The organism is Pseudomonas baltica (assembly GCF_031880315.1).
Taxonomy (GTDB): domain Bacteria; phylum Pseudomonadota; class Gammaproteobacteria; order Pseudomonadales; family Pseudomonadaceae; genus Aquipseudomonas.
The window spans coordinates 1,474,452-1,498,506 of record NZ_CP134771.1 but is presented as its reverse complement, the minus strand read 5'-3'; the positions used below and the strand labels follow the sequence as shown (position 1 = coordinate 1,498,506).

General features: G+C 62.7%; 17 protein-coding genes. 14 read left to right on the top strand and 3 right to left on the bottom strand.

The window, feature by feature from the left end; translation table 11 throughout:
• Positions 1-1,247 precede the first annotated feature (1,247 nt).
• Positions 1,248-2,651: a DNA recombination protein RmuC gene (gene rmuC / locus REH34_RS06535; RefSeq protein WP_311972054.1), complete on the top strand. Its 1,404-nt coding sequence runs from the start codon at positions 1,248-1,250 to the stop codon at positions 2,649-2,651.
• Here rmuC and REH34_RS06530 read toward each other — a convergent pair.
• Both REH34_RS06530 and REH34_RS06525 read right to left on the bottom strand, forming a co-directional pair.
• Positions 2,622-6,092 carry a NahK/ErcS family hybrid sensor histidine kinase/response regulator gene (locus REH34_RS06530; protein WP_311971149.1) on the bottom strand — a complete coding sequence of 1,157 codons (3,471 nt, stop codon included), beginning with the start codon at positions 6,090-6,092 and terminating at the stop codon, positions 2,622-2,624. The genes rmuC and REH34_RS06530 overlap by 30 nt on opposite strands.
• A 177-nt stretch (positions 6,093-6,269) precedes the next feature.
• On the bottom strand, positions 6,270-6,830 hold the full coding sequence (locus tag REH34_RS06525; protein WP_226505845.1) for a TetR/AcrR family transcriptional regulator: 561 nt from the start codon (positions 6,828-6,830) through the stop codon (positions 6,270-6,272).
• Positions 6,831-6,923: 93 nt separating this feature from the next.
• Here REH34_RS06525 and REH34_RS06520 point away from each other — a divergent pair, with 93 nt between their 5' ends.
• Both REH34_RS06520 and REH34_RS06515 read left to right on the top strand, forming a co-directional pair.
• Positions 6,924-8,144 (top strand): MFS transporter, encoded by a 1,221-nt coding sequence (locus REH34_RS06520; protein WP_311971148.1) that lies wholly within the window; start codon positions 6,924-6,926, stop codon positions 8,142-8,144.
• Between the two features lie 122 nt (positions 8,145-8,266).
• Positions 8,267-10,138 carry an MFS transporter gene (locus REH34_RS06515; RefSeq protein WP_311971147.1) on the top strand — a complete coding sequence of 624 codons (1,872 nt, stop codon included), beginning with the start codon at positions 8,267-8,269 and terminating at the stop codon, positions 10,136-10,138.
• A gap of 20 nt (positions 10,139-10,158) precedes the next feature.
• On the opposite strand, the gene REH34_RS06510 is transcribed toward REH34_RS06515, so the two are convergent.
• Positions 10,159-10,503 carry a 4a-hydroxytetrahydrobiopterin dehydratase gene (locus REH34_RS06510; RefSeq protein ID WP_311971146.1) on the bottom strand — a complete coding sequence of 115 codons (345 nt, stop codon included), beginning with the start codon at positions 10,501-10,503 and terminating at the stop codon, positions 10,159-10,161.
• Between the two features lie 164 nt (positions 10,504-10,667).
• Here REH34_RS06510 and REH34_RS06505 point away from each other — a divergent pair, with 164 nt between their 5' ends.
• The 11 genes from REH34_RS06505 (at position 10,668) to astD (ending at position 24,020) form a co-directional block, all read left to right on the top strand.
• Positions 10,668-12,224, top strand: coding sequence for a sigma 54-interacting transcriptional regulator (locus tag REH34_RS06505; RefSeq protein WP_311971145.1), 1,557 nt, complete (start codon positions 10,668-10,670; stop codon positions 12,222-12,224).
• Between the two features lie 152 nt (positions 12,225-12,376).
• The gene (gene acs / locus REH34_RS06500) at positions 12,377-14,332 is read left to right on the top strand and encodes an acetate--CoA ligase (protein ID WP_311971144.1); all 1,956 of its coding nucleotides are present in this window, start codon (positions 12,377-12,379) and stop codon (positions 14,330-14,332) included.
• 327 nt (positions 14,333-14,659) lie between these two features.
• On the top strand, positions 14,660-15,436 hold the full coding sequence (locus REH34_RS06495; RefSeq protein ID WP_226505839.1) for an ABC transporter substrate-binding protein: 777 nt from the start codon (positions 14,660-14,662) through the stop codon (positions 15,434-15,436).
• Positions 15,437-15,573: 137 nt separating this feature from the next.
• The gene (locus tag REH34_RS06490) at positions 15,574-16,263 is read left to right on the top strand and encodes an ABC transporter permease (RefSeq protein WP_226505838.1); all 690 of its coding nucleotides are present in this window, start codon (positions 15,574-15,576) and stop codon (positions 16,261-16,263) included.
• A 10-nt stretch (positions 16,264-16,273) separates the two neighbouring features.
• Entirely contained in the window at positions 16,274-16,969 is a 696-nt protein-coding gene (locus REH34_RS06485; protein ID WP_226505837.1) for an ABC transporter permease, read from the top strand.
• Positions 16,970-17,015: 46 nt separating this feature from the next.
• Positions 17,016-17,780: an ATP-binding cassette domain-containing protein gene (locus REH34_RS06480; protein ID WP_311971142.1), complete on the top strand. Its 765-nt coding sequence runs from the start codon at positions 17,016-17,018 to the stop codon at positions 17,778-17,780.
• A gap of 144 nt (positions 17,781-17,924) precedes the next feature.
• The gene (argR, locus tag REH34_RS06475; protein ID WP_311971141.1) at positions 17,925-18,908 is read left to right on the top strand and encodes a transcriptional regulator ArgR; all 984 of its coding nucleotides are present in this window, start codon (positions 17,925-17,927) and stop codon (positions 18,906-18,908) included.
• A gap of 235 nt (positions 18,909-19,143) precedes the next feature.
• Positions 19,144-20,364, top strand: coding sequence for an aspartate aminotransferase family protein (locus REH34_RS06470; RefSeq protein ID WP_311971139.1), 1,221 nt, complete (start codon positions 19,144-19,146; stop codon positions 20,362-20,364).
• Positions 20,365-20,433: 69 nt separating this feature from the next.
• The gene (gene aruF / locus REH34_RS06465; RefSeq protein ID WP_226505833.1) at positions 20,434-21,450 is read left to right on the top strand and encodes an arginine/ornithine succinyltransferase subunit alpha; all 1,017 of its coding nucleotides are present in this window, start codon (positions 20,434-20,436) and stop codon (positions 21,448-21,450) included.
• 75 nt (positions 21,451-21,525) lie between these two features.
• The gene (gene astA, locus REH34_RS06460; RefSeq protein WP_311971138.1) at positions 21,526-22,560 is read left to right on the top strand and encodes an arginine N-succinyltransferase; all 1,035 of its coding nucleotides are present in this window, start codon (positions 21,526-21,528) and stop codon (positions 22,558-22,560) included.
• A complete protein-coding gene (gene astD, locus REH34_RS06455; RefSeq protein WP_311971137.1) occupies positions 22,557-24,020 on the top strand; it encodes a succinylglutamate-semialdehyde dehydrogenase in 1,464 nt (487 codons plus the stop codon). The genes astA and astD overlap by 4 nt, the downstream gene beginning before the upstream one ends.
• Positions 24,021-24,055: the final 35 nt, after the last annotated feature.

The following is a 24,055-nucleotide window of genomic DNA, read 5'->3' as shown; positions in this document are numbered from 1 at the left end:
GTTATGGGTGTTCCTGCTGAATACGCGAATAGGATCCGCGCAAATCGAAAACGTTCCAGCAAACGCCGACCAGAAATGGCCGTGCGAAGAACCTGGCTGGAACAAATCTGTCGGGCGACGCCGGGGTAAGTGATGGCAGTCGAAGCGACAGGTCGGTACGTGGGGTGACAGGCGACACGTCAGGGAAAAGGTCCATTGCCCTGGGTGGATATCCTGATCAATCTGCGGCTTGGTATTGCCGGATAACGCGGCTGCTCCGTGATGTGCTTCATCCATGTGAAGCCGGAGGCAGGGGTTACCTGGAAACCATCGTGTAGGCCGGAGGTGGTCCTGGGTTCAGCGCGGAGATTCGCGAGACTGCAACGACAATGCGCTGGCAGGCGGCGGAAGAAGGGGCTGGAGGACAGCGACGGCCAAAATTGACTTTCAGCTTGGTACTAACTGTGGAGAAGCCTACCTGATCGAGTGGGCCTATCGCAAGTCGTTTTTGAAATCAAGCAAAAACTACCAGACGAGCAGCCAACCAGTGTGCCTCGTTTGAGAAACCTTGCATACCCCCGGTAATAGACTGGATGTTTCAACAGTAGTACCCCGCAGAACGATATTGGTGCGTGCCGTTGCCTTGCTTTAGGGCGGTTGTACACATTGCGGTCTAAAGTGTCACCTGGCGGTAACGAGAACGGCTCCGCACCGGGCTAACCGTTTTTGCAAATTTAAGTCAATGAAAAAAAACGCTTTTTTTAATTGGTGAAAAAATCGACAGTTTGACCGCAGGCCCCGTTCCATAAGCCTTTGCGGGGCGTGAGGGCGGGTTGTCCACTGAGTTATCCACAGCTTCTGTGGATTGTCCCGTGCGGTTGCTCTAGACCGCGGGTGCCGCCGTAGCATCATTCTAGGCAGTGACTTTTCCCGTTGTGCACAACGCCAGACTGGCAATTTTCTGCCGCTTGAAACACCTCCTCTCGGATGGCAAAAAAAACTGTATCGAAAGAAAAAATCTATCGATAGAGCCTTTTTTCAGCCTTACTGACCGTGCGCCATCCTGTGGCGCTGCCTGCCCACCTGACTGCCAGGTTTGCCTGGGGGGGCCATCGGCCTCAGACTGACGCCTTCAATGTGTGGATGGTGCGGTTATGGCGGTGGATATCACCAGTATGGTGTGGGGGCTGCTGGCAGCGGTGGTGCCCTGTGTGGCGTTGGCGTGGACTCTGCAGCGGCGGGTCATGGCGGCGCAAAGTGAACTGGCGTTGCTTGACGAGCGTCTGGCCACGGCGCAAATGGCCCAGGATGGCCTGGCGGCGCAACTGGAAAGCAGCCGTGACGAAATCAGCGACTTGAGCCAGGCCAATGCCCTCAAGCAATCCTCGTTGGCAGCCCAGGCCCGCGAGCTCGAACTGTTGCAGATCGACCGTGACAACGCGCGCGACGCGGCCCATGGCTGGTCACTGGAGCGCAGCGCACGGGAGGCCGAAGTGCGGCGTCTGGATGCCCAGTGTGCCGGGCTCACCGCCGAACTGCGCGAGCAGCAGGAAAGCCATCAGCAGCGTCTTGCCGATCTGCAGGGTTCGCGGGATGAACTGCGCGCACAATTCGCCGAGCTGGCAGGCAAGATTTTCGATGAGCGCGAGCAGCGTTTCGCCGAGACCAGCCAGCAGCGCCTGGGGCAACTGCTCGACCCGCTCAAGGAGCGCATCCAGTCGTTCGAAAAGCGCGTCGAAGAAAGCTATCAGCAGGAAGCCCGCGAGCGTTTCTCGCTGGCCAAGGAGCTGGAGCGCCTGCAGCAGCTCAACCTGCGCCTGGGCGACGAGGCAAAGAACCTTACCCAGGCGCTCAAGGGCCAGAAGACCCAAGGCAACTGGGGCGAGTTGATCCTCGAGCGGGTGCTCGAACATGCCGGGCTGGAAAAAGGCCGCGAATACCAGACGCAGGTCAGCCTCAAAGGCCCCGATGGCGAGCGCTTCCAGCCGGATGTGCTGATCATGCTGCCTGGCGACAAGCAGGTGGTGGTCGACTCGAAAGTGAGCCTCACGGCCTACCAGCAGTATGTTTCGAGCGACGACCCGGCGGTGTCCCAGGCGGCGCTCAAGCAGCACGTGCTGTCGTTGCGCAATCACGTCAAAGGCCTTTCAGGCAAGGACTACAACCGCCTCGAAGGCTTGCACAGCCTGGATTTTGTGCTGTTGTTCGTACCGATCGAAGCCGCTTTTTCGGCAGCACTGCAGGCCGAGCCGGGGTTGTTCCAGGAGGCCTTCGACCGGCAGATCGTGATTGTCAGCCCGACCACCTTGCTGGCGACCTTAAGGGTGATCGACAGCTTGTGGAAGCAGGAGCGACAAAGCCAGAACGCCCGCGAGATCGCCGAGCGCGCCGGTTGGCTGTACGACAAGTTCGTGCTGTTCATTCAGGACCTGGACGAGGTCGGCAATCGCCTGCAGCAATTGGACAAGGCCTACAGCTCGGCGCGCAACAAGCTTACCCAGGGCCGCGGCAACCTGGTCAGCCGCAGCGAACAATTGAAGTTGCTCGGCGCGCGGGCCAGCAAGAGCCTGCCGGCCGACCTGCTCGAGCGCGCCATGGAAGATGCGCACGCACCCGCCGCCGATGACGTACCCCAGCACCCGTCAGGCGTGGCTCAAGTACCGGTTGAGTAAAGCCCGTAACGCCGCCGGCTTGACCGGTTTGGCCAGATAGTCGAGCCCGGCGGCGTTGACCAGAGCGAGCGTCTCCGGGCGTCCGTCGGCACTGATCACCACGCCGGGTACCGGCTCGTTCAGGCAGGTGCGCAGCCAGGCCATCAGCTCGGTACCGGTGTCACCGGCGTCGAGGTGAAAGTCCACCAGTGCCAGCTGCGGACGCAGGCCGTCGGCGAACAGGATCTGGCATTCGTCGCGGTTGCGTGCCGTCCAGACCTGGCACCCCCAACGGCTGAGCAGGCTCTGCATGCCGATCAGGATGCTGTCTTCGTTGTCGACGCACAGGACCCGCGCGCCACCCAGGGCGTCTCCCGTTCGGGTGGGGGCGACAGGCACGCTGGGCGCGTCCACCGCCAAGGGCACGTGCACGCTGAACACGCTGCCGCGGCCCGGCCTTGAACGCACTTGCAGTTCATGGTTGAGCACACGGCACAGGCCATCGGCGATCGCCAGTCCCAGTCCCAGACCTTTTTCGGCACGGGTCTGGTGGCTGTCCAGGCGCTTGAACTCTTCAAAGATGACTTGCAGCTTGTCCGCTGCGATGCCCGGGCCGCGATCCCACACCTCAAGGCTCAAGTGCCCGGCCTTGCGGCGCACGCCCAGCACCACGGTGCCTGTGCCGTAGCGATAGGCGTTGGTGAGGAAGTTCTGCAGGATGCGCCGCAGCAGCTTCTGGTCGCTGTCGATGCGCAAGCGACTGCCGTGCACCTTGAACGTCAGGCCCTGCTCGCGGGCCAGGGCCTGGAACTCGACGCCCAGGGTGGCGAACAGCTCGTTGACCACGAACGGCTTGCGCTCGGGGGTGATCTTGCCGTTTTCGAGGCGCGAGATATCCAGCAGATCGCTGATCAAATCTTCGGCCGAGCGCAGCGAGCTGTCCATGTGCTGCACCAATTGCTGGGCCTGCGCGGACAGTTCTTCGCCCTGGTGGGAGAGGGCGGAGGAAAACAAGCGCGCGGCGTTCAGCGGCTGCATCAGATCATGGCCGACGGCAGCAAGGAATCGGGTTTTCGATTGGTTGGCGGCCTCCGCAGTCCCCTTGGCCTCGGTCAGCGCAACGTTCAGTTGGGACAGCTCGAAGGTGCGTTCGGCCACCCGTTGCTCCAGGCCTTCATTGGCATGCTTGAGCGCGCGTTCGGCTTCGCGGAACGCGGTGATGTCGGTGAAACTCATGACGAAGCCGCCGCCCGGCATCGGGTTGCCGATCAGCTCGATCACCTGGCCATTGGGGAACGGCCGTTCGGAGGTGTGCGCGCGGCCTTGGCGCATCCAGTGCAGGCGCCGCGCGACATGGACCTCCGGCTCGCCGGGGCCGCAGAAACCGCGTTCGGCATTGAAACGAATGATGTCGGCGATCGGCCGGCCGACGGCAATCAGGCCGTCCGGGTAGTTGAACAATTCCAGATAGCGCCGATTCCAGGCCACCAGACGCAGTGACTGGTCGACCACGCTGATGCCCTGGTTGATGTTTTCAATCGCACCTTGTAGCAGCGCGCGGTTGAACTGCAGCACCTCGGAGGCTTCGTCGGCGATGCGCACCACGTCCTCGAGTTGCATCTCGCGGCCTTCGATAGCAGCCTTGACCACCGCCCGCGTCGACGAGGTCCCCAGCGTGCCGGCCAGCAGGCGCTCGGTGTGGGCGATCCAGTCGCGGTCGGCATTCTGAGCGGGGTTGAAGGGTTTGTTCTGGCGCCCGGCAAAGCGCATGAAACTCTGCCTGGCGCGGTCCTCGCCGACAAAGCGCCCGGCGAGTTGCAGCAAGTCTTTGATCTGTACGGCCAGCAGGGTACGGCTGTTGGGCCGCGAGGCGAGTTGCTGGCCGACGAAGCGCCCGGCCTGCCAGTGTTCGGAAACCCGCGTGCGGGTCAGCACCGAGACCCACACGAACAGAATGAAGTTGCCCGCCAGCGACAGCATCACCCCTTGGGTCAGGGGCGAAAGCGGCAGGTTCCACGGGTTGCTGTGCAGCCAGCTCAAGCCCGGAAACGCCGAGAGCGGCAATTGCAGGCCGTGGGCCACCAGCGGCAGCACCAGCGCGTAGAACCACAGCAGCACCCCGGCCGCGAGTCCGGCCACCACGCCGCGGCGGTTGGCTTGTTTCCAGTACAGCGCGCCGATCATCGCCGGTGCCAGTTGGGTGATGGCGGCGAAGGCGATCTGGCCGATGGTCGCCAGGCTCGTGGTGGAGCCCAGCAAGCGGTAACTCACATACGCCAGCAGCATGATCACCACGATGCTGACGCGCCTGACGGTCAGCATCCAGTGCCGGAACAGCTCGAACGGTCGCTCGGCATTCTGGCGGCGCAGCAGCCACGGCAGCAGGATATCGTTGGAGACCATGGTCGACAGCGCCACGCTGGCGACGATGACCATGCCGGCGGCCGCCGACGCACCGCCAATGAAGGCCAGCATCGCCAGCGCCGGGTGCGCCAGAGCGAGGGGCAGGCTGATGACGAAGGAGTCAGGGATCACCGAAGCGGGCAGCAGCATCTGCCCGGCCAGGGCGATGGGCACCACGAACAGCCCGGCCAGCACCAGGTACGCGGGGAATACCCAGCGCGCCAGGCGCAGATCCTGCGGCTCTATGTTCTCGACCACGGTGACGTGAAACTGCCGCGGCAGACAGATGATCGCCATCATGGCGACGCCGCTCTGCACCACCATCGAGGGCCAATTGATCGTCTCTTGCCAGTAGGTCGCCAGGCGTGGGGTCAGCATGGACTGAGTGACAAGATCGCCAAAGCCATCGTACAGGCCGTAGGTGACGAAGACCCCCACAGCGATGAAGGCTATCAGCTTGATGATGGCTTCGAACGCGACGGCCAGCATCATGCCGCGGTGGTGTTCGGTGACGTCCAGCGAACGCGTGCCGAAGGCGATGGTAAACAGCGCCAGCACCAGCGACACCACCATGGCGGTGTCTTGCACGTGGATGCCGGCAGCGTCGGGGCCTTCGCCGATCAGCAGGTTGATCCCCAGGACGATGCCTTTGAGTTGCAGGGCGATATAGGGCAGCACACCCACCAGGCAGATCAGCGCCACGGCCACCGCCAGGGCGTTGGACTTGCCATAGCGCGCAGCGATGAAATCGGCAATGGAGGTGATGTTTTCCTGTTTGCTGATCAGCACCATTTTTTGCAGCACCCAGGGTGCCAGCAACATCAGCAACAAGGGGCCCAGGTAGATCGGCAGGAATGACCAGAGCTGCTCGGCGGCCTGGCCGACGGCGCCGAAAAATGTCCAGCTCGAGCAATACACGGCCAACGACAGGCTGTACACCCAGGCCCGCACACGCGGGCGCAGCGGTGCACGGCGACGGTCACCGTAAGAGGCAATGGCAAGCATGACGGCCATATAGACCAGGGCGGCCGCAGCAATCAGCCCGCTGGACAGTGACATCGATCGGCTCCAGATCATGACGAAATGCAGGAGCGCTACCCTATGTAAGGGGGCTTGCTCCCGAGAGGTCCAGCCTGACACGCCCCTCAATGGCAGAGCCGGCCCCTCGGGAGCGAGCCCCCTCACCATAGGGATCCGTGTCATTTGCGCGCTCGCAGTCTGCCATGCAGCCCGCTTTTAGTCAGCGCCGACCAAGGTCGAAAGGCTGCTGTCGACCAGGCTTTGGACATGTTCCGTGGTGGCGGGCGCTTCGGCGAACAGCAGGCGAAAGAGGATCGGCGCGACGATCAGGTCGAGCAGCCGATCCGCATCGGGGGCGACCTCGTCACGGGCCCGGGCGCGGTCGATGATCGCCTGCAGCTGGCCGCGCAAGATGGTCGTGCAATAGCCCGAGCTGCAACTGCTGACGATGTCGCGGGCCATGTTGCGGCCGGGTTCGGAGTTCATCTCGTCAAGATACTGTTCGGCCCAGGCCAGCAGATCACCGCGCAGCGAGCCGGTGTCGAGCGGGCCGCTGTCCGGTTGCAGGCGCGACACCGCGACGTCGGCCAGCAAGGCGGTGAGGTCGCCCCAGCGCCGATAGATGGTCGACGGCGTGACCCCCGCGCGTGCGGCGATTTGCGGCACGGTGATGGATGCGCGATCCTGCTCGACGAGCAGTGCGCGCACGGCCGCGTGGATCGATTCCTGTACACGGGCACTGCGGCCCCCCGTGCGAATACCTTCTTTAATAGCCATGGCGTGACCTTAACACAAAGCGTTTGCTTTAAGCTCGGGAGGGGTACAGACTCCTTTAACGCAAAAATGTAGCTTTAACGGGAGGGCCTGCACATGTCCGCTGATTCCACTGCTTCATCTTCGACGACAGCGCCCCGCGGGTTTGCCGATCGTACGGCGCTGGTCTATCTGTCGTTCATTCTGGTGAGCTTTCTGGCGGCGTCCAGCGCGCCGACGCCGCTGTACCATTTGTATCAGGAAGCCTGGGGATTTTCCTCCGCGACCTTGACGTTGATATTCGCGGTATACGCCTTCAGCCTGCTGCTGGCATTGCTTACCGTAGGGTCGCTGTCCGACTACCTCGGCCGGCGGCCCGTGTTGTTGCTGGCGTTGCTCCTGGAAATTCCGGCGATGCTGCTGTTCATCTACGCCGATAGCGTTGCCTGGTTGATCGCGGCGCGCCTGCTGCAAGGGTTCGCTACCGGCATGGCCACCAGCGTGCTGGGTGCGGCCTTGATCGATTATCACCGCGACAAGGGGCCCTTGATCAACAGCCTGTCGCCCTTGATCGGCATGGCGGTGGGTGCCTTCGGCACCAGCGTGCTGCTGCAATATGCGCCGTGGCCGTTGCAGTTGTCCTACATTGCCATGCTCGGCTGCTTCGTGGTGCAGGTGCTGCTGCTCTGGCGCCTGCGCGAAAGCGTCAGCCCGCAACCTGGCGCGCTGGCTTCGTTGCGTCCGGCGCTGAGTGTGCCGCCGCAGGCGCGCCAGGCCTTGCTGCGGATGCTGCCGGTGGATGTCGCCACCTGGTCGCTGGGCGGGTTCTTTCTGTCCCTGGCGCCGTCATTGGTGCGCGCTGTCACCGGCTCGACCTCCAATCTGCTCGGCGGCGCTCTGGTGGCCACCATGACGCTCAGCGGTGCGCTGGCCATCGCGGTGATGCGCCATGGTTCGGCGCAACGCAGCCTGGTGTTGGGTGCGAGTTTTCTGGCCGCAGGTGCGGCGCTGATCCTGCTGGCCATGCACAGTGGCGGGGTGTTGCTGTTCTTTATTGGCACGGTGGTAGCGGGCGCCGGTTTCGGCAGCGGTTTTCTGGGCTCGGTGCGCAGTGTCATGCCCTTGGCCCTGGCCCATGAACGGGCAGGGCTGATGGCGACCTTTTATGTCTTGAGCTACCTGGCGTTCTGCCTGCCGGCCCTGTGCGCGGGCTTTGCCGTGCAGCATTTCGGCCTGATCGCTACCAGCGACGGTTATGCCATCGGCCTGATCTGCCTGTGCCTGCTGGCCTTGATCGGTCTGTGGCGCAAGCCGGCAGCCGCTGCGCTCGCGCAATGATTGCGATGCGGTGATGCGGCGTTTGTTGTGGCTTTTTGTGGACATCGGCAATCCAATCGATAAGGCTAAGTCGCATTTGGCCTTATTCGGCCGACCTTCGGCGCCACATAGGTACAGGGACGATGAGCCAGTCGCAATTCAGTCTGTTGGGCAAGCGGCGTTTTCTGCCGTTTTTCGTGACGCAATCGCTGGGCGCGTTCAACGATAACGTCTTCAAGCAATCGCTGATCCTCGCCATTCTCTACAAGCTCAACATCGACGGAGACCGCTCCATTTGGGTCAATCTGTGCGCGATGCTGTTCATCCTGCCGTTCTTTCTGTTTTCGGCGCTGGCCGGCCAGGTGGGCGAGAAATACCCCAAGGACCAGTTGATTCGGGTGATCAAGCTCGCCGAAATCGTGATCATGGCGGTGGGCGCCACGGGGTTCATGTTCAACCATCTGTGGATGATGCTTCTGGCGCTGTTCGCCATGGGCACCCACTCGGCGCTGTTCGGGCCGGTCAAGTATTCGATCCTGCCGCAGGCGTTACGACCCGAAGAGCTGGTCGGCGGCAACGGCCTGGTGGAAATGGGCACCTTCCTGGCGATTCTGGCCGGCACCATCAGTGCCGGCGTGATCATGTCCAATTCCCACTACGAGCCTATCGTCGGCGTGGCCATCGTCGCCATCGCCGCGCTGGGGTACCTGGCCAGCCGCGGGATTCCGCGCACGGCGGCGTCAACGCCCGGCATGCAGATCAAGTGGAACATTTTCACCCAGACCGCCGCTACCTTGCGCATGGGGCTGGGGCAGACCAAGGCGGTGTCGCGCTCGATCGTCGGCAACTCGTGGTTCTGGTTCGTCGGGGCCATCTACCTGACCCAGATTCCTGAGTATGCCAAGCAGTGGATGGATGGCGACGAAACCGTGGTGACCTTGATCCTCACGGTATTTTCGGTCGGCATCGCCCTGGGCTCGATGCTTTGCGAGCGGCTGTCCGGGCGCAAGGTGGAGATCGGCCTGGTGCCGTTCGGCGCCTTCGGCCTGACCTTCTTCGGACTGCTGCTGTGGTGGCACTCGGGCGGCTTCCCGCCTGGCGATACGGCCTTGGGCTGGACACAGGTCCTGGCGATCGGCCAGGCCTGGTGGGTGTTGTTCGATATCCTCGGCCTGGGGGTGTTCGGTGGCTTCTATATCGTGCCGCTGTATGCACTGATTCAGTCGCGAACCCCCGAGCATGAACGGGCGCGGGTGATTGCCGCCAACAACATTCTCAACGCGCTGTTCATGGTGGTGTCGGCGATTGTCTCGATCGTGCTGTTGAGCGTGGTCAAGCTGTCGATCCCGCAGCTGTTTCTTGTGGTGTCGTTGCTCAACGTGCTGGTCAGCGTGTACATCTTCCGCATCGTGCCGGAATTCACCATGCGCTTTTTGATCTGGCTGCTCGGGCATTCGATGTACCGGGTAGAGCACCGCGGCCTCGAACTGATTCCGGAGGAGGGCGCGGCGCTGCTGGTGTGCAACCATGTGTCGTTCGTCGATGCATTGCTGATCAGTGGTGCGGTGCGGCGGCCGATTCGCTTCGTGATGTATTACAAGATCTACCGGCTGCCGGTGCTCAACTTCATCTTCCGCACCGCCGGAGCAATCCCGATTGCCGGGCGCAGTGAGGACCTGGCGGTTTACGAGCAGGCGTTTGCGCGTATCCAGGCGTACCTGGCGCAGGGCGAACTGGTGTGCATCTTCCCTGAGGGCAAGCTGACGGCCGACGGCGAAATCAATGAGTTCAAGGGTGGCGTCACCACCATTCTCAAGTCCAGCCCGGTGCCGGTGATCCCCATGGCGCTGCAAGGGCTGTGGGGCAGTTTTTTCAGTCGCGACCCCAACAAGGGCGTGTTCCGTCGGCTGTGGTCGCATGTAACGGTGGTCGCGGGGCAGCCGGCGGCGGCCGATGCGCTGCTGCCCGGGCGCTTGCGCGAACAGGTACAGGTGCTGCGCGGCGACCTTCGCTAGCGACGCGCTCACAGCGTGATTCAGCGCTCCAAGAAAGCCCGCTCGGTGCGCGCCGCCATGATGAAATCATTGCGGTGCAGCCCCTTGATCGAATGGGTCCACCAGGTCACGGTGACCTTGCCCCACTCGGTCAGCAGCGCCGGGTGGTGATCTTCGGCTTCGGCCAGTTCGCCCACGGCATTGGCAAATTCCAGTGCCTGGCGAAAATTCTCGAAGCTGAAGCTCTTTTCCAGTTGTTCGATACCGTATCGATTCTCTACCTGCCAGCCGGGGAGCTGACGTAGCAGGGCGGGCGACTGGGCGGCGTCGACGCGGGGGGAGTCGGTGCGGCAGGGTTCGCATCGGGCTTTGTCGAGGGTCGTCATCGGGCACTCCTGAGTGGTTGAGGTCGGCGTTGCCGACGAACGGTAGATCCATTGACCGACGATCACCGTAACGGACGAGCGGTCTATTTTGTCATCTATTCTTTACACGGTTCCCCGCATTCGCCCATCGCTCAATGCGTGCCTCATGACAATAAGGATTGGCCATGCGAATCAAGGTTCATTGCCAGAATCGAATCGGCATTCTGCGCGACATCCTCGACCTGCTGATTGCGCAGGATATCCAGGTGTCGCGTACCGAAGTCGCAGGCAATAACAACGACGTGCTGTACCTGCGCTGCCCGCAACTGACGCGCGACGGTTTGCAGGCGATATCTGCAGCGTTATCGGCTGTGGCGGGTGTGATCAGCTTGCGTAGCGTGCACCTGATGCCCAGCGAGCGCCAGCGTACCGAACTTGACACCCTGCTGGGCGCGCTGCGCGACCCGGTGCTGTCCATCGATCGCGACGGTGCCATCGTCGCCGCCAATCGTGCTGCGGTGCAAATGCTCGAAGTGCCTGTCGATCAACTGCATGGCCTGGAGCTGTCGCACTACACCGATGCTGCGCACTTGCCGGACCTGCTTGGCGCCAACGCCTCGGCGGTTCAGGGGCTGCGGATGAACGTCTGCGGTGACGCCTATCTGGCCGATATCGCCCCGCTGGACGCACCGGTCGCCGAGGAAGACAGCCTGGCCGGTGCGGTGCTGACCCTGCACCGTGCCGATCACGTGGGCGAGGGCATCTATCAGGTGCGCAAACGCGAGCTACATGGTTTCGACAGTATCTTTCACAGCTCGCGGGCCCTGACGGCGGTGGTCGAAGCGGCGCAGCGCATGGCCACGGTCGATGCACCGCTGCTGATCAGTGGCGAGCCCGGCACCGGCAAGAAACTCCTCGCCCGCGCCTGCCATTTCCTCAGTCCGCGGGCCCAGGCACCCTTCATGGTGCTCAACTGCGCCGATTTGTCGGAGCCGATGATCGACACCGAGCTGTTCGGCTACGGCCCGGCGGCGTTCGAGGGCGCGCGCAGCGATGGCCGCCTCGGGCTGTTGGAACTGGCGGCCGGCGGCAGCCTGTTGATTGACGGCGTCGGGGCGTTGAGCCCGCGCCTGCAGGCCAAATTGCTCAGCTATCTGCAGCAGGGCTGGTTCTGCCGGGTCGGCAGCGAGGAGCAGGTGGCGCTGGATGTTCGCATTATCTGTTCGACCCAGATCGATCTGGCCGCCAGCAGCGAGCTTGGCGAATTCAGCCAGGAGCTGCACCGGCGCCTCAGCGTGTTGACGCTTGATATTCCGCCCTTGCGCGACTGCATGGACGGCCTCGGCGAGCTGGAGCGGCATTTTCTGGCTCAGGCGAGCCATCAGATCGGCTGCCCGCTGCCGACGTTGTTGCCTAGCGCGCAAGACCGGTTGCGGCTCTATCACTGGCCAGGCAATGTGCGCCAGCTCGAAGACGTGCTGTTCCAGGCAGTGGCCTTGAGCGCAGGGCGCTTGATCCGCGCCGAGCATTTGCGCCTGGCGGATTTCGGCGAGCAACCGCCGCTCGGCGAGTTTTCCCTGGATGGCGACCTGGGCGAAATCGTCGGGCGCTTCGAAAAGGCCGTGCTCGAACGCCTGTATCGCGATTTCGGCACCAGTCGCTCGTTGGGCAAACGCCTGGGGGTTTCCCATACCACCATCGCCAACAAACTGCGGGCCTATGGCGTCAGCGAAGGGCATTGAACGCATTGGCCGCGGTGAACCTTTTACGCGCCCATCCCTCGCATGAATAATTGGCTACCCTTGTTTTACTACCATTGTCGAATGGCCTTTAGCGGGGATCCGGCTTACAACACGGCCATACAAAAACAACGATTGTGCTGAGGAACCTTATGATGAGTGCGGCTTCCCTTTATCCGGTTCGCCCCGACGTAGCGGCTAGTACCTTGACGGACGAAGCGACCTACAAGGCGATGTATCAGCAGTCGGTGATCAACCCCGACGGTTTCTGGCGCGAACAGGCCCAGCGTCTCGACTGGATCAAGCCCTTTACCACGGTCAAACAGACGTCCTTCGACGATCACCATGTCGATATCAAGTGGTTTGCCGACGGGACGCTCAACGTTTCCCATAATTGCCTGGACCGGCACCTCGCCGAGCGCGGCGATCAGATAGCGATCATCTGGGAGGGCGATGACCCTTCGGAACACCGCAACATCACCTACCGCGAGCTGCACGAGCAAGTCTGCAAGTTCGCCAACGCCCTGCGCGGTCAGGACGTGCACCGCGGCGACGTCGTGACTATCTACATGCCGATGATTCCCGAGGCCGTGGTGGCGATGCTGGCCTGCACGCGCATCGGCGCCATTCACTCCGTGGTATTCGGCGGCTTCTCGCCCGAGGCCCTGGCCGGGCGCATCAGCGACTGCCAGTCCAAGGTGGTGATCACCGCCGACGAAGGCCTGCGTGGCGGCAAGCGCACGGCGCTGAAGGCTAACGTCGACCTGGCGCTGACCAACCCCGACACCAAAAGTGTGCAGAAGATCATCGTCTGCAAGCGTACTGGCGGCGACATCGCCTGGCACCAGCATCGTGACATCTGGTACGAAGACCTGATGAAGGTCGCTTCCAGTCATTGCCTGCCCAAGGAGATGGGCGCCGAAGAGCCGCTGTTCATCCTTTACACCTCCGGGTCCACCGGCAAGCCAAAAGGCGTGCTGCACACCACTGGGGGCTATCTGGTGTATGCCGCGCTGACCCACGAGCGGGTGTTCGACTACAAGCCTGGCGACATCTATTGGTGCACCGCCGATGTGGGCTGGGTCACTGGCCACAGCTACATCGTCTACGGGCCGCTGGCAAACGGCGCCACCACCTTGCTGTTCGAAGGCGTGCCCAACTACCCGGACATCACACGGCTGTCGAAAATCATCGACAAGCACAAGGTCAACATCCTCTACACCGCCCCTACGGCGATCCGCGCCATGATGGCGGAGGGCACCAAGGCGGTCGAAGGTGCAGACGGTTCGAGCCTGCGCCTGCTCGGCTCAGTGGGTGAGCCCATCAACCCCGAGGCCTGGAACTGGTACTACAACACCATCGGCAAGCAGCATTGCCCGATCGTCGACACCTGGTGGCAGACCGAAACCGGCGGCATTCTCATCAGCCCGCTGCCGGGTGCAACAGGCCTCAAGCCGGGCTCGGCGACCAAGCCGTTCTTCGGCGTGGTGCCGGCGCTGGTCGACAACCTGGGTAACATCATCGAAGGCGCCAACGAAGGCAATCTGGTGATCCTCGACTCCTGGCCGGGTCAGTCGCGCACGCTGTATGGCGATCACGACCGTTTCGTCGACACCTATTTCAAGACCTTCCGCGGCATGTACTTCACCGGCGACGGTGCGCGGCGCGATGAGGATGGCTACTACTGGATCACCGGGCGGGTCGACGACGTGCTCAACGTGTCCGGGCACCGCATGGGCACGGCCGAGATCGAAAGCGCCATGGTCGCCCATCCGAAAGTGGCCGAGGCGGCGGTGGTGGGCGTGCCCCATGACCTGAAAGGCCAGGGCATTTATGTCTACGTCACTCTCAACGGCGGCGAAGAGCCCAGCGAGGCCTTACGCCTCGAACTGAAGAACTGGGTGCGTAAGGAGATCGGTCCGATCGCTTCGCCGGATGTCATCCAGTGGGCGCCGGGCCTGCCCAAGACCCGTTCGGGCAAGATCATGCGCCGTATCTTGCGCAAGATAGCCACCGGGGAATACGACGCGCTCGGCGATATCTCCACCTTGGCCGATCCGGGGGTGGTACAGCACCTGATCGAGACGCACAGGACCATGAAAGTCGCTTGACTTCGGTCCCAGTGGGAGCGGGCTCTGCCCACGAAGCCTTTGATTCGCGTTGTTGCGACTGCGGTCTTCGCGGGCATGCGCCGCTCCCACTGGGTTTTTGGTGATTTCAGAATATCCGTTTTTAGTCAACTCCCGCTCGGCGCCAACTTGGTGCATCTATAACTACTTGTCGCATTGAAGAAATATCGGCCGGCCATCGGTCGTTAAAATGCGCGTCAATTGTCGACCCTGATCGACCACCGATTTCATTCTTTGTCGTATCCCCTCGCATACTGGGTTCGCCCCCATTCTGCTTTTTACTGCCCGCTTTCGTTGGAGTCTTCACCTATGAAGAAGCTCGCCCTGTTTGGTGCCCTGGCATTGTCCGTGCTGTCGATGTCGGCCTTCGCCGATGAAAAACCGCTGAAGATCGGTATCGAGGCTGCTTATCCTCCGTTTGCGTCCAAGGCTCCGGATGGCAGCATCGTCGGCTTCGACTACGACATCGGCAACGCCCTGTGCGCCGAGATGAAGGTCAAGTGCACTTGGGTCGAGCAACCGTTCGATGGCCTGATCCCGGCGCTCAAAGTGCGCAAGATCGACGCCATCCTGTCGTCCATGTCGATCACCGACGAGCGCAAGCAATCGGTGGACTTCACCAACAAGTACTACAACACCCCGGCGCGCCTGGTGATGAAGCAGGGCACCACGGTCAGCGACAGCATGGCCGAGCTCAAGGGCAAGGTCATCGGCGTGCAGCGTGGTTCGATCCACGAACGTTTCGCCACCGAAGTGCTGCAGCCGCTGGGTGTCGAGGTCAAGCCCTACAGCTCGCAGAACGAAATCTACCTGGACGTCAGCGCCGGTCGCCTCGACGGTACCCTGGCTGACGCCACGCTGCTGCAGGACGGTTTCCTCAACACCGACGCCGGCAAAGGCTACGCTTTCACCGGTCCGGCGTTCACCGACGCCAAGTACTTCGGTGACGGCATCGGCATCGCTGTGCGCAAAGGCGACCAGGCTGACCTCGACCGCTTGAACGCTGCCATCACCGCGATCCGCGCCAACGGCACCTACAAGAAGATCCAGGACAAGTACTTCGACTTCGATATCTACGGGCAATAACCATATCGCATGCAGGCCCCCTCGCTACAGGGGCTGTAATGGTGTGCGCTGCGGGCTTTGGCGTGGTGCACGCCATTGTTCGTTTTGCTGAAGAACATTCTGCTGGAGAACATTTCGATGACCAATGGCTTTTGCCTGTGCTGAGCGGTTACGGTGCCGTCATTCTCGACGGAGCATGGCTGACGCTGGAGCTGGCTTTGTGTTCGATGGCGCTGGCCATCGCCCTGGGGCTGATCAGCGTCGCCATGCGCCTGTCGCCGGTGCGCTGGGTGGCATGGTTGGGCGACCTGTATTCGACGGTGATCCGCGGCATCCCCGACCTGGTGTTGATACTGCTGATCTTCTACGGCGGCCAGGTGCTGCTCAATACCGTCGCGCCGCTGTTGGGGCATGACGACTACATCGACCTCGATCCGCTGGTGTCGGGCATCTTCACCTTGGGTTTCATTTTTGGCGCCTACCTGTCCGAGACCTTCCGCGGCGCGTTCATGGCCATCCCCAAGGGCCAGGCCGAAGCGGGTATCGCCTATGGCATGAGTCGGCTGAAGGTGTTCTTCCGGGTGCTGGTGCCGCAGATGATTCGCCTGGCGATCCCGGGGTTCACCAATAACTGGCTGGTGCTTACCAAGGCTACGGCGCTGGTGTCGGTAGTCGGCCTGCAAGACATGATGTTCAAGGCCAAGCAGGCCGGTGACGCTACCGGCAAGCCCTTTACCTTCTACCTTGCCGTGGCGGGCATGTACCTGGTGCTGACCAGCGTGTCGCTGCTGGTGCTGCGCTGGGTCGAGCGCCGCTATTCGGTGGGCGTGCGGATGGCCGATCTGTGAGGGGGTTGCTGTGATATTCGATTACCACGTGGTCTGGGCCAACCTGCCACTGTACTTCTGGGGCATGCTCGAAACCCTCAAGCTGCTGGGCATTTCGCTGTTTTTCGGCTTGCTGGCGGCCTTGCCGCTGGCGCTGATGCGGGTCTCGAAGAACCGCCTGATCAACTGGCCGGCGTGGTTCTACACCTACGTGATCCGCGGCACGCCGATGCTGGTGCAGTTGTTTCTGATCTACTACGGTCTGTCGCAGTTTGCCGCCGTGCGCGAGAGCCTGTTCTGGCCGCTGCTCAAGAGCGCGACCTTCTGCGCCTGCCTGGCGTTTGCGATCAATACCAGTGCCTACACCGCCGAGATCATTGCAGGCAGCCTGCGCGCCACGCCGCCGGGCGAGATCGAGGCCGCCCGCGCCATGGGCATGTCGCCGCGCCAGCTGTATCGGCGCATCCTGCTGCCCTCGGCCTTGCGCCGGGCGCTGCCGCAATACAGCAACGAGGTAATCATGATGCTGCAGACCACCAGTCTGGCGTCCATCGTTACCCTTATGGATATCACCGGTGCTGCGCAGACGGTCTACGCCAAGTATTACTTCCCGTTCGAGGCGTACATCACCGCCGGGGCGTTCTATCTGTGCCTGACCTTCATCCTTGTCCGCCTGTTCAAGCGCGCCGAGCGCCGCTGGCTGGGCTACATGGCGCCGCGTCACTGAGCCTTTTTCGTCACAGGCGCCCGAGCGCCGATTGAGACCGCTGAATATGTACAAACTCGAAGTCCAGGACCTGCACAAACGCTACGGCAGCCACGAGGTGCTCAAAGGCGTGTCGCTGGCCGCCAAGGCCGGCGATGTCATCAGCATCATCGGCTCCAGCGGTTCGGGCAAGAGTACTTTCCTGCGCTGCATCAACCTGCTTGAGCAACCCCATGCCGGGCGTATCCTGCTCAATGACGAAGAGCTGGCGCTGGTGCCTGGCAAGGACGGCGCGCTGCGGGCTGCCGACCCCAAGCAGCTGCAACGCTTGCGTTCGCGGCTGGCCATGGTGTTCCAGCATTTCAACCTGTGGTCGCACATGACCGCCCTCGAAAACGTCATTGAAGTGCCGATGCACGTGCTCGGCATGAGCAAGCGCGAGGCGCTCGAAAAGGCCGAGCATTATCTCGCCAAGGTTGGCGTCGGGCACCGCAAGGATGCCTATCCCGGCCACATGTCCGGTGGCGAGCAGCAGCGGGTGGCGATCGCCCGGGCGCTGGCGGTGGAACCCGAGGTGATGCTGTTCGACGAGCCCACTTCAGCGCTCGATCCCGAGCTGGTCGGCGACGTACTCAAGGTCATGAAAGGCCTGGCCCTGGAAGGCCGGACCATGGTGGTGGTCACGCACGAGATGGGCTTTGCTCGAGAAGTGTCCAATCAGCTGATTTTTCTCCATCAGGGCCGTATCGAGGAGCAGGGCGATCCACGTCAGGTGTTGAGCAATCCGCAGTCCGAACGTTTGCAGCAGTTTCTATCCGGCAGCCTCAAATAGGCCGGATCGAGCATTGATACAGTTCGCCGCTGCCACCGGGCGAAGAAACAAGGCATGCTGCGTACCTCGCGGTTTGACCGGATGGATTTCCAGGGTGCCCAGGCATCCGGTCAGCGACATTGAACAGGTTTCGGACCGTATCCCATGACAGCCCAACGAATTGGTTTTCTGATCTGGCCCAGCGCCAAGGCCCTGACTTTGGCCCTGGCCGAAGAAGCCTTGCGCGTCGCCCAGCGGGTGCATCCGGATGTCAGCTACGAGCTGTTGTTCCTGCAGGCCGAAACGCCGATTGAGGGCGGTGCCTGGCGCTTGCCGGGCGAGCCGTGGGCGGGGCGCCTGGAGGGTTGCAGCAAGCTGTTCCTGTTGGCGGACGAACCACCGGCAGCCCTGAGTGGCGCCCTGAGCAGCGCGCTCAAGCAGCTTGTGCGCAGTGGTTGTGTCATCGGCGGGCTGTCGGCCGGGGTCTATCCGCTGGCGCAACTGGGGCTGCTGGACGGCTATCGGGCGGCGGTGCACTGGCGCTGGCAAGATGATTTCGCCGAGCGCTACCCCAAGGTCATCGCGACCAGCCACTTGTTCGACTGGGACCGCGACCGCATGACCGCCTGTGGCGGGCTGTCGGTGCTCGACCTGTTGCTGGCGGTGCTGGCCCGTGATCACGGCGCCGAGCTTGCCGGTGCGGTGTCGGAAGAACTGGTGGTCGAGCGTATCCGCGAGGGCGGTGAGCGCCAACGCATTCCGCTGCAGAATCGCCTGGGCTCCAGCCATCCCAAGCTGACCCAGGCCGTGTTGCTGATGGAAGCCAACATCGAAGAGCCGCTGACCACCGACGAGATCGCCCAGCACGTGTGCGTGTCGCGACGCCAGCTGGAGCGGATCTTCAAGCAGTACCTCAATCGCGTCCCCAGCCAGTACTACCTGGAGCTGCGCCTGAACAAGGCCCGGCAGATGCTCATGCAGACCAGCAAATCGATCATTCAGATCGGCCTGTCCTGCGGCTTCTCGTCGGGGCCGCACTTCTCCAGCGCCTATCGCAACTTCTTCGGCGCCACGCCCCGCGAAGACCGCAACCAGCGGCGCAGCAGCAGCCCGTTCGAGCTATCCCCGGTGTCTGCCGAGCGCGGCTAAAGGCTCCCAGGCGTCCCCCGTGGCAACGTCGGCTGAACAGCCGTGCCATTCGGCCTCACAGCGTTTAAACTGCGCTTTTGTGACGGTATATGTCGCATCGTCGACAACCTCTTTGCAGGCCGGGTGTGCCGCTATAAGAAGTTGTCGCTTGGCGGCAAGGCCCGCTCGCGTGCAGTCCTTACAATCCTTTTACCGCCTGCCGTCCTCGGCCGGCGTTTCTCTCCAGGAGACTCTGATGTCCGTTGAGCATGCTCAGGTGCAACGCGCCGATTTCGACCAGGTAATGGTTCCCAACTATGCACCGGCCGGGTTCATCCCCGTACGTGGCGCGGGCTCTCGAGTCTGGGACCAAGCTGGGCGCGAGCTCATCGACTTCTCCGGCGGCATCGCCGTCAACGTGCTGGGCCACGCCCATCCGGCGCTGGTCGGCGCACTGACCGAGCAGGCCAACAAGTTGTGGCACGTGTCCAATGTGTTCACCAACGAGCCGGCCCTGCGCCTCGCCAAAAAACTGGTCGACGCCACCTTCGCCGAGCGCGTGTTCTTCTGCAACTCCGGCGCCGAAGCCAACGAGGCCGCCTTCAAGCTGGCCCGCCGCGTGGCCAGCGACAATTATGGTGCCGAGAAGTACGAGATCATCGCCGCCACCAACAGCTTCCACGGCCGCACCCTGTTCACCGTCAGCGTGGGCGGCCAGCCCAAGTATTCCGACGGTTTCGGTCCGAAAATCACCGGCATCACCCATGTGCCTTACAACGACCTGGCTGCCCTCGAGGCCGCCGTATCCGACAAGACCTGCGCCGTCGTGCTGGAGCCGATCCAGGGCGAGGGCGGCGTCTTGCCGGCCGACAAAGCCTACCTTGAAGGTGCCCGCGCGCTGTGCGATCAGTTCAATGCACTGTTGGTATTCGACGAAGTGCAAAGCGGCATGGGGCGTAGCGGCGAGCTGTTCACCTACATCAACTATGGCGTGACTCCGGACATCCTCTCCAGCGCCAAGAGCCTGGGTGGCGGATTCCCCATGGGCGCCATGCTGACTACCGAAAAACTGGCCAAGCACTTCTCCGTGGGCGTGCACGGGACCACCTACGGTGGCAATGCCTTGGCCTGCGCGGTGGGCGAGGCAGTGATGGACGTCATCAATACACCTGAAGTGCGTGCCGGTGTTCGCGCCAAGCACACGCGCTTCGTGACCCGCCTGCAAGCCATCGGTGAAAAGTACGGCGTTTTCAGCGAGGTCCGTGGTATGGGGCTGTTGCTGGGCTGTGTGCTGACCGATGCCTGGAAAGGCCGGGCCAAGGATTTCTTCAACGCTGCCGAACAGCAGAACCTGATGATCCTGCAAGCAGGCCCCGACGTCGTGCGCTTCGCCCCGAGCCTGGTGATCGAAGACGCCGACATCGACGAAGGCCTGGATCGTTTCGAGCGTGCCGTCGTACAGCTTACCCGGGCCTGATCAAGGCCGATCAACGGCAGCAGGCATCCCTTGCTGCCTGTTCAAGATTCAATGACAGGAGTGACACCCATGCTGGTCATGCGCCCCGCGCAAACGGCTGATCTGGACGAGGTCAAGCGTCTGGCTGCCGACAGCCCCATCGGTGTTACTTCGCTGCCGGACGATATCGAGCGCCTGGGCGACAAGATCGCCGCATCGGAAGCGTCGTTTGCCGCCGAAGTCAGCTTCAATGGCGAAGAAAGCTATTTCTTCGTCCTTGAAGACACCGCCAGCGGGCGTCTGGTGGGCTGTTCGGCCATCGTCGCTTCGGCGGGGTATTCCGAGCCCTTCTACAGTTTTCGTAACGAGACCTTCGTGCACGCGTCTCGCGAGCTGAAGATCCACAACAAGATTCATGTGTTGTCGCAGTGCCACGACCTCACCGGCAACAGCCTGCTGACCAGTTTCTATGTGATCCCCGATCTGGTGGGCACGCCCTGGTCGGAGCTCAACTCGCGTGGGCGTCTGTTGTTCGTTGCCAGCCATCCCGAGCGCTTCGCCGATTCGGTGGTCACCGAAATCGTCGGCTACAGCGACGAGCACGGCGAATCACCGTTCTGGGATGCCATCGGGCGCAATTTCTTCGACCTCAATTACGCTGCTGCCGAGCGCCTGTGCGGGCTCAAGAGCCGGACCTTTCTCGCTGAGTTGATGCCCCATTACCCCATCTACGTACCGTTGTTGCCCGATGCCGCTCAGGAGGCTATGGGCCAGGTGCATCCGCGGGCGCAGATCACCTTCGATATCCTGATGCGAGAAGGCTTCGAGACGGACCACTACATCGATATCTTCGATGGCGGTCCGACCCTGCACGCGCGCGTCTCGAGCATTCGCTCCATTGCCCAGAGTCGTGTGGTGCCGGTCAAGATCGAAGAAGGCCGGCGCAGTGGGCGCCAATATCTGGTTTCCAACGGCCAGTTGCAGGATTACCGCGCCGTGTTGCTGGAACTCGACTGGGTGCCGGGCAAGCCTGTGGCGCTCGATCTGGCCGCCGCCGAAGCGTTGGGTGTCGGAGAGGGCGTGAGCGTGCGCCTGGTAGCGGTCTGACAGGCATCACGCCTGCCCTAGTGTGTCATTGGTTGAGTGTCGCGGCGGTCGGTTGACCGGCGCTGAGGAGATAGCATGATCGTTCGTCCCGTACGCAGCAGCGATTTACCAGCCCTGCTCGAACTGGCCCGCGGAACCGGGGCCGGGCTGACCACGCTGCCGGCGAATGAGGAGCGGCTGACCCATCGCGTGACCTGGGCCGAGAGGACCTTTCTGGGCGAGGCCGGGCGTGGCGATGCCGATTACCTGTTCGTGCTTGAGGACGACGATGGCAGCGTGGTTGGCATCTCGGCCATCGCTGGCGCGGTGGGCCTGCGCGAGCCCTGGTACAACTATAGGGTCGGCTTGACGGTCAGCGCCTCCCAGGAGCTGAACATCTATCGCGAAATCCCGACCCTGTTCCTCGCCAACGACCTGACCGGCAACTCCGAACTGTGCTCGCTGTTCCTGCGTGAAGACCAGCGCAAGGGCCTCAATGGCCGACTGCTGGCCAAGGCGCGCCTGCTGTTCATCGCCGAGTTCCCGCAGCTGTTCGGGCGCAAGGTGATCGCCGAGATGCGCGGCATGTCCGACAGTGCTGGCCGCTCACCGTTCTGGGAGAGCCTGGGGTGGCATTTCTTCAAGATGGAATTCAGCCAGGCGGATTACCTCAACGGCGTCGGCAATCGAGCCTTCATTGCCGAGCTGATGCCCAAGTTCCCACTGTATACCTGCTTCCTCTCGCCGGCCGCGCGGGAGGTCATCGGCCAGGTCCATACCGACACCGAGCCGGCCCTGTCGATGCTCAAGGGCGAAGGGTTCAGCTATCAGGGCTATGTCGACATCTTCGACGCCGGTCCGGCGCTGGAATGCGAAACCGCACGTATCCGTGCCGTGCACGACAGCCAGGTGCTGGTGCTGGCCATCGGTACGCCCGGTGATGACGCGCCGGTGTACCTGATGCACAACCGCAAGCGTGAAGAGTGCCGTGTGGCTGCCGCTCCTGCCCGTGTCGCCGCCGGCACGCTGGTGGTCGACCCGTTGACCGCCAAGCGCCTGCGCATGAGTCCGGGGGATTCGGTGCGGGCCGTCGCCATGTCGAGTCACAAGCCCGGGGAGGCAGGACTATGAGCACGCTTTACGTTGCGGGTCATTGGCTGGACGGTCAGGGTGAGGTGATGCAGTCGCTCAACCCGGTCAGCCAGCAAAGTGTCTGGACGGGCCAGGCCGCTTCGGCCGCCCAGGTGACTCAGGCGGTCCAGGCCGCGCGCGAGGCATTCCCGGCCTGGGCGAGCCTGGCCCTGAGCCAGCGTATCGGCGTGCTTGAAGCCTTTGCCGCGAGCCTCAAGCTGCACGCTCAGTCCCTGGCCCACTGCATCGGTGAAGAAACCGGCAAGCCACTCTGGGAGGCGTCCACCGAAGTCGCCAGCATGATCAACAAGGTCGGCATCTCCATTCAGAGTTACCGCGAGCGCACGGGTGAGAAAAGCGCGCCACTGGCGGATGCCAATGCAGTTTTGCGGCACAAGCCCCATGGCGTGGTGGCGGTGTTCGGACCTTACAATTTCCCCGGTCACCTGCCGAACGGTCATATCGTCCCGGCGTTGCTGGCGGGCAACACGGTGATATTCAAGCCCAGCGAACAGACGCCGAAAGTCGCCGAAATGACCCTGCGCTGCTGGATCGAGGCCGGGCTGCCGGCGGGTGTGCTGAACCTCCTGCAAGGCGGCCGCGACACCGGCATCGCCCTGGCTGCGGAGCCTGGGCTCGATGGAGTGTTTTTCACCGGGTCCAGCGGTACCGGCAACGCCTTGCACCGTCAGTTCGCCGGCCGCCCGGACAAGATCCTGGCGCTGGAGATGGGCGGCAACAACCCGCTGGTGGTCGAGCAGGTTGCCGATCTCGATGCGGCGGTCTACGCCATTATCCAATCAGCGTTCATTTCCGCCGGCCAGCGCTGCACGTGTGCGCGCCGCCTCATCGTCCCCGAGGGGGCCTGGGGCGATCGTCTGCTTGAGCGCTTGATCGAGGTCAGCAGCCAGCTGCAGGTGGGCGCCTATGACCAGGATCCACCGCCGTTCATGGGCTCGGTGATCTCCCTGGACGCTGCGCAGTCGCTGCTCGACGCCCAGGCGCAGTTGCTGGCAAAGGGAGCACTGGCGCTATTGGCCATGACCCAACCTGACCCGCAATCCGCATTGCTGACCCCCGGTTTGCTGGACGTGACGGCAGTCGCCGATCGCCCCGACGAAGAACTGTTCGGGCCGCTGCTGCAGGTGATTCGCTACCACCGTTTTGAAGACGCGCTGATCGAGGCCAACGCCACTCAGTACGGGCTGGCGGCGGGACTGCTGTCGGACTCGGCCGATCGTTACCAGCAGTTCTGGCTGCACAGCCGCGCCGGTATCGTCAACTGGAACAAACAGCTGACGGGCGCGGCCAGTACCGCACCGTTCGGCGGCGTCGGCGCTTCTGGCAACCATCGCGCCAGCGCCTGGTATGCGGCGGATTACTGCGCCTACCCGGTGGCATCGCTGGAGGTCGATACCCTCAGTCTGCCAGTCAGCCTGTCGCCGGGGATTACCTTGTGAGCACCGTTGCCGGGGGCAAGCCCCCTTGCTACATG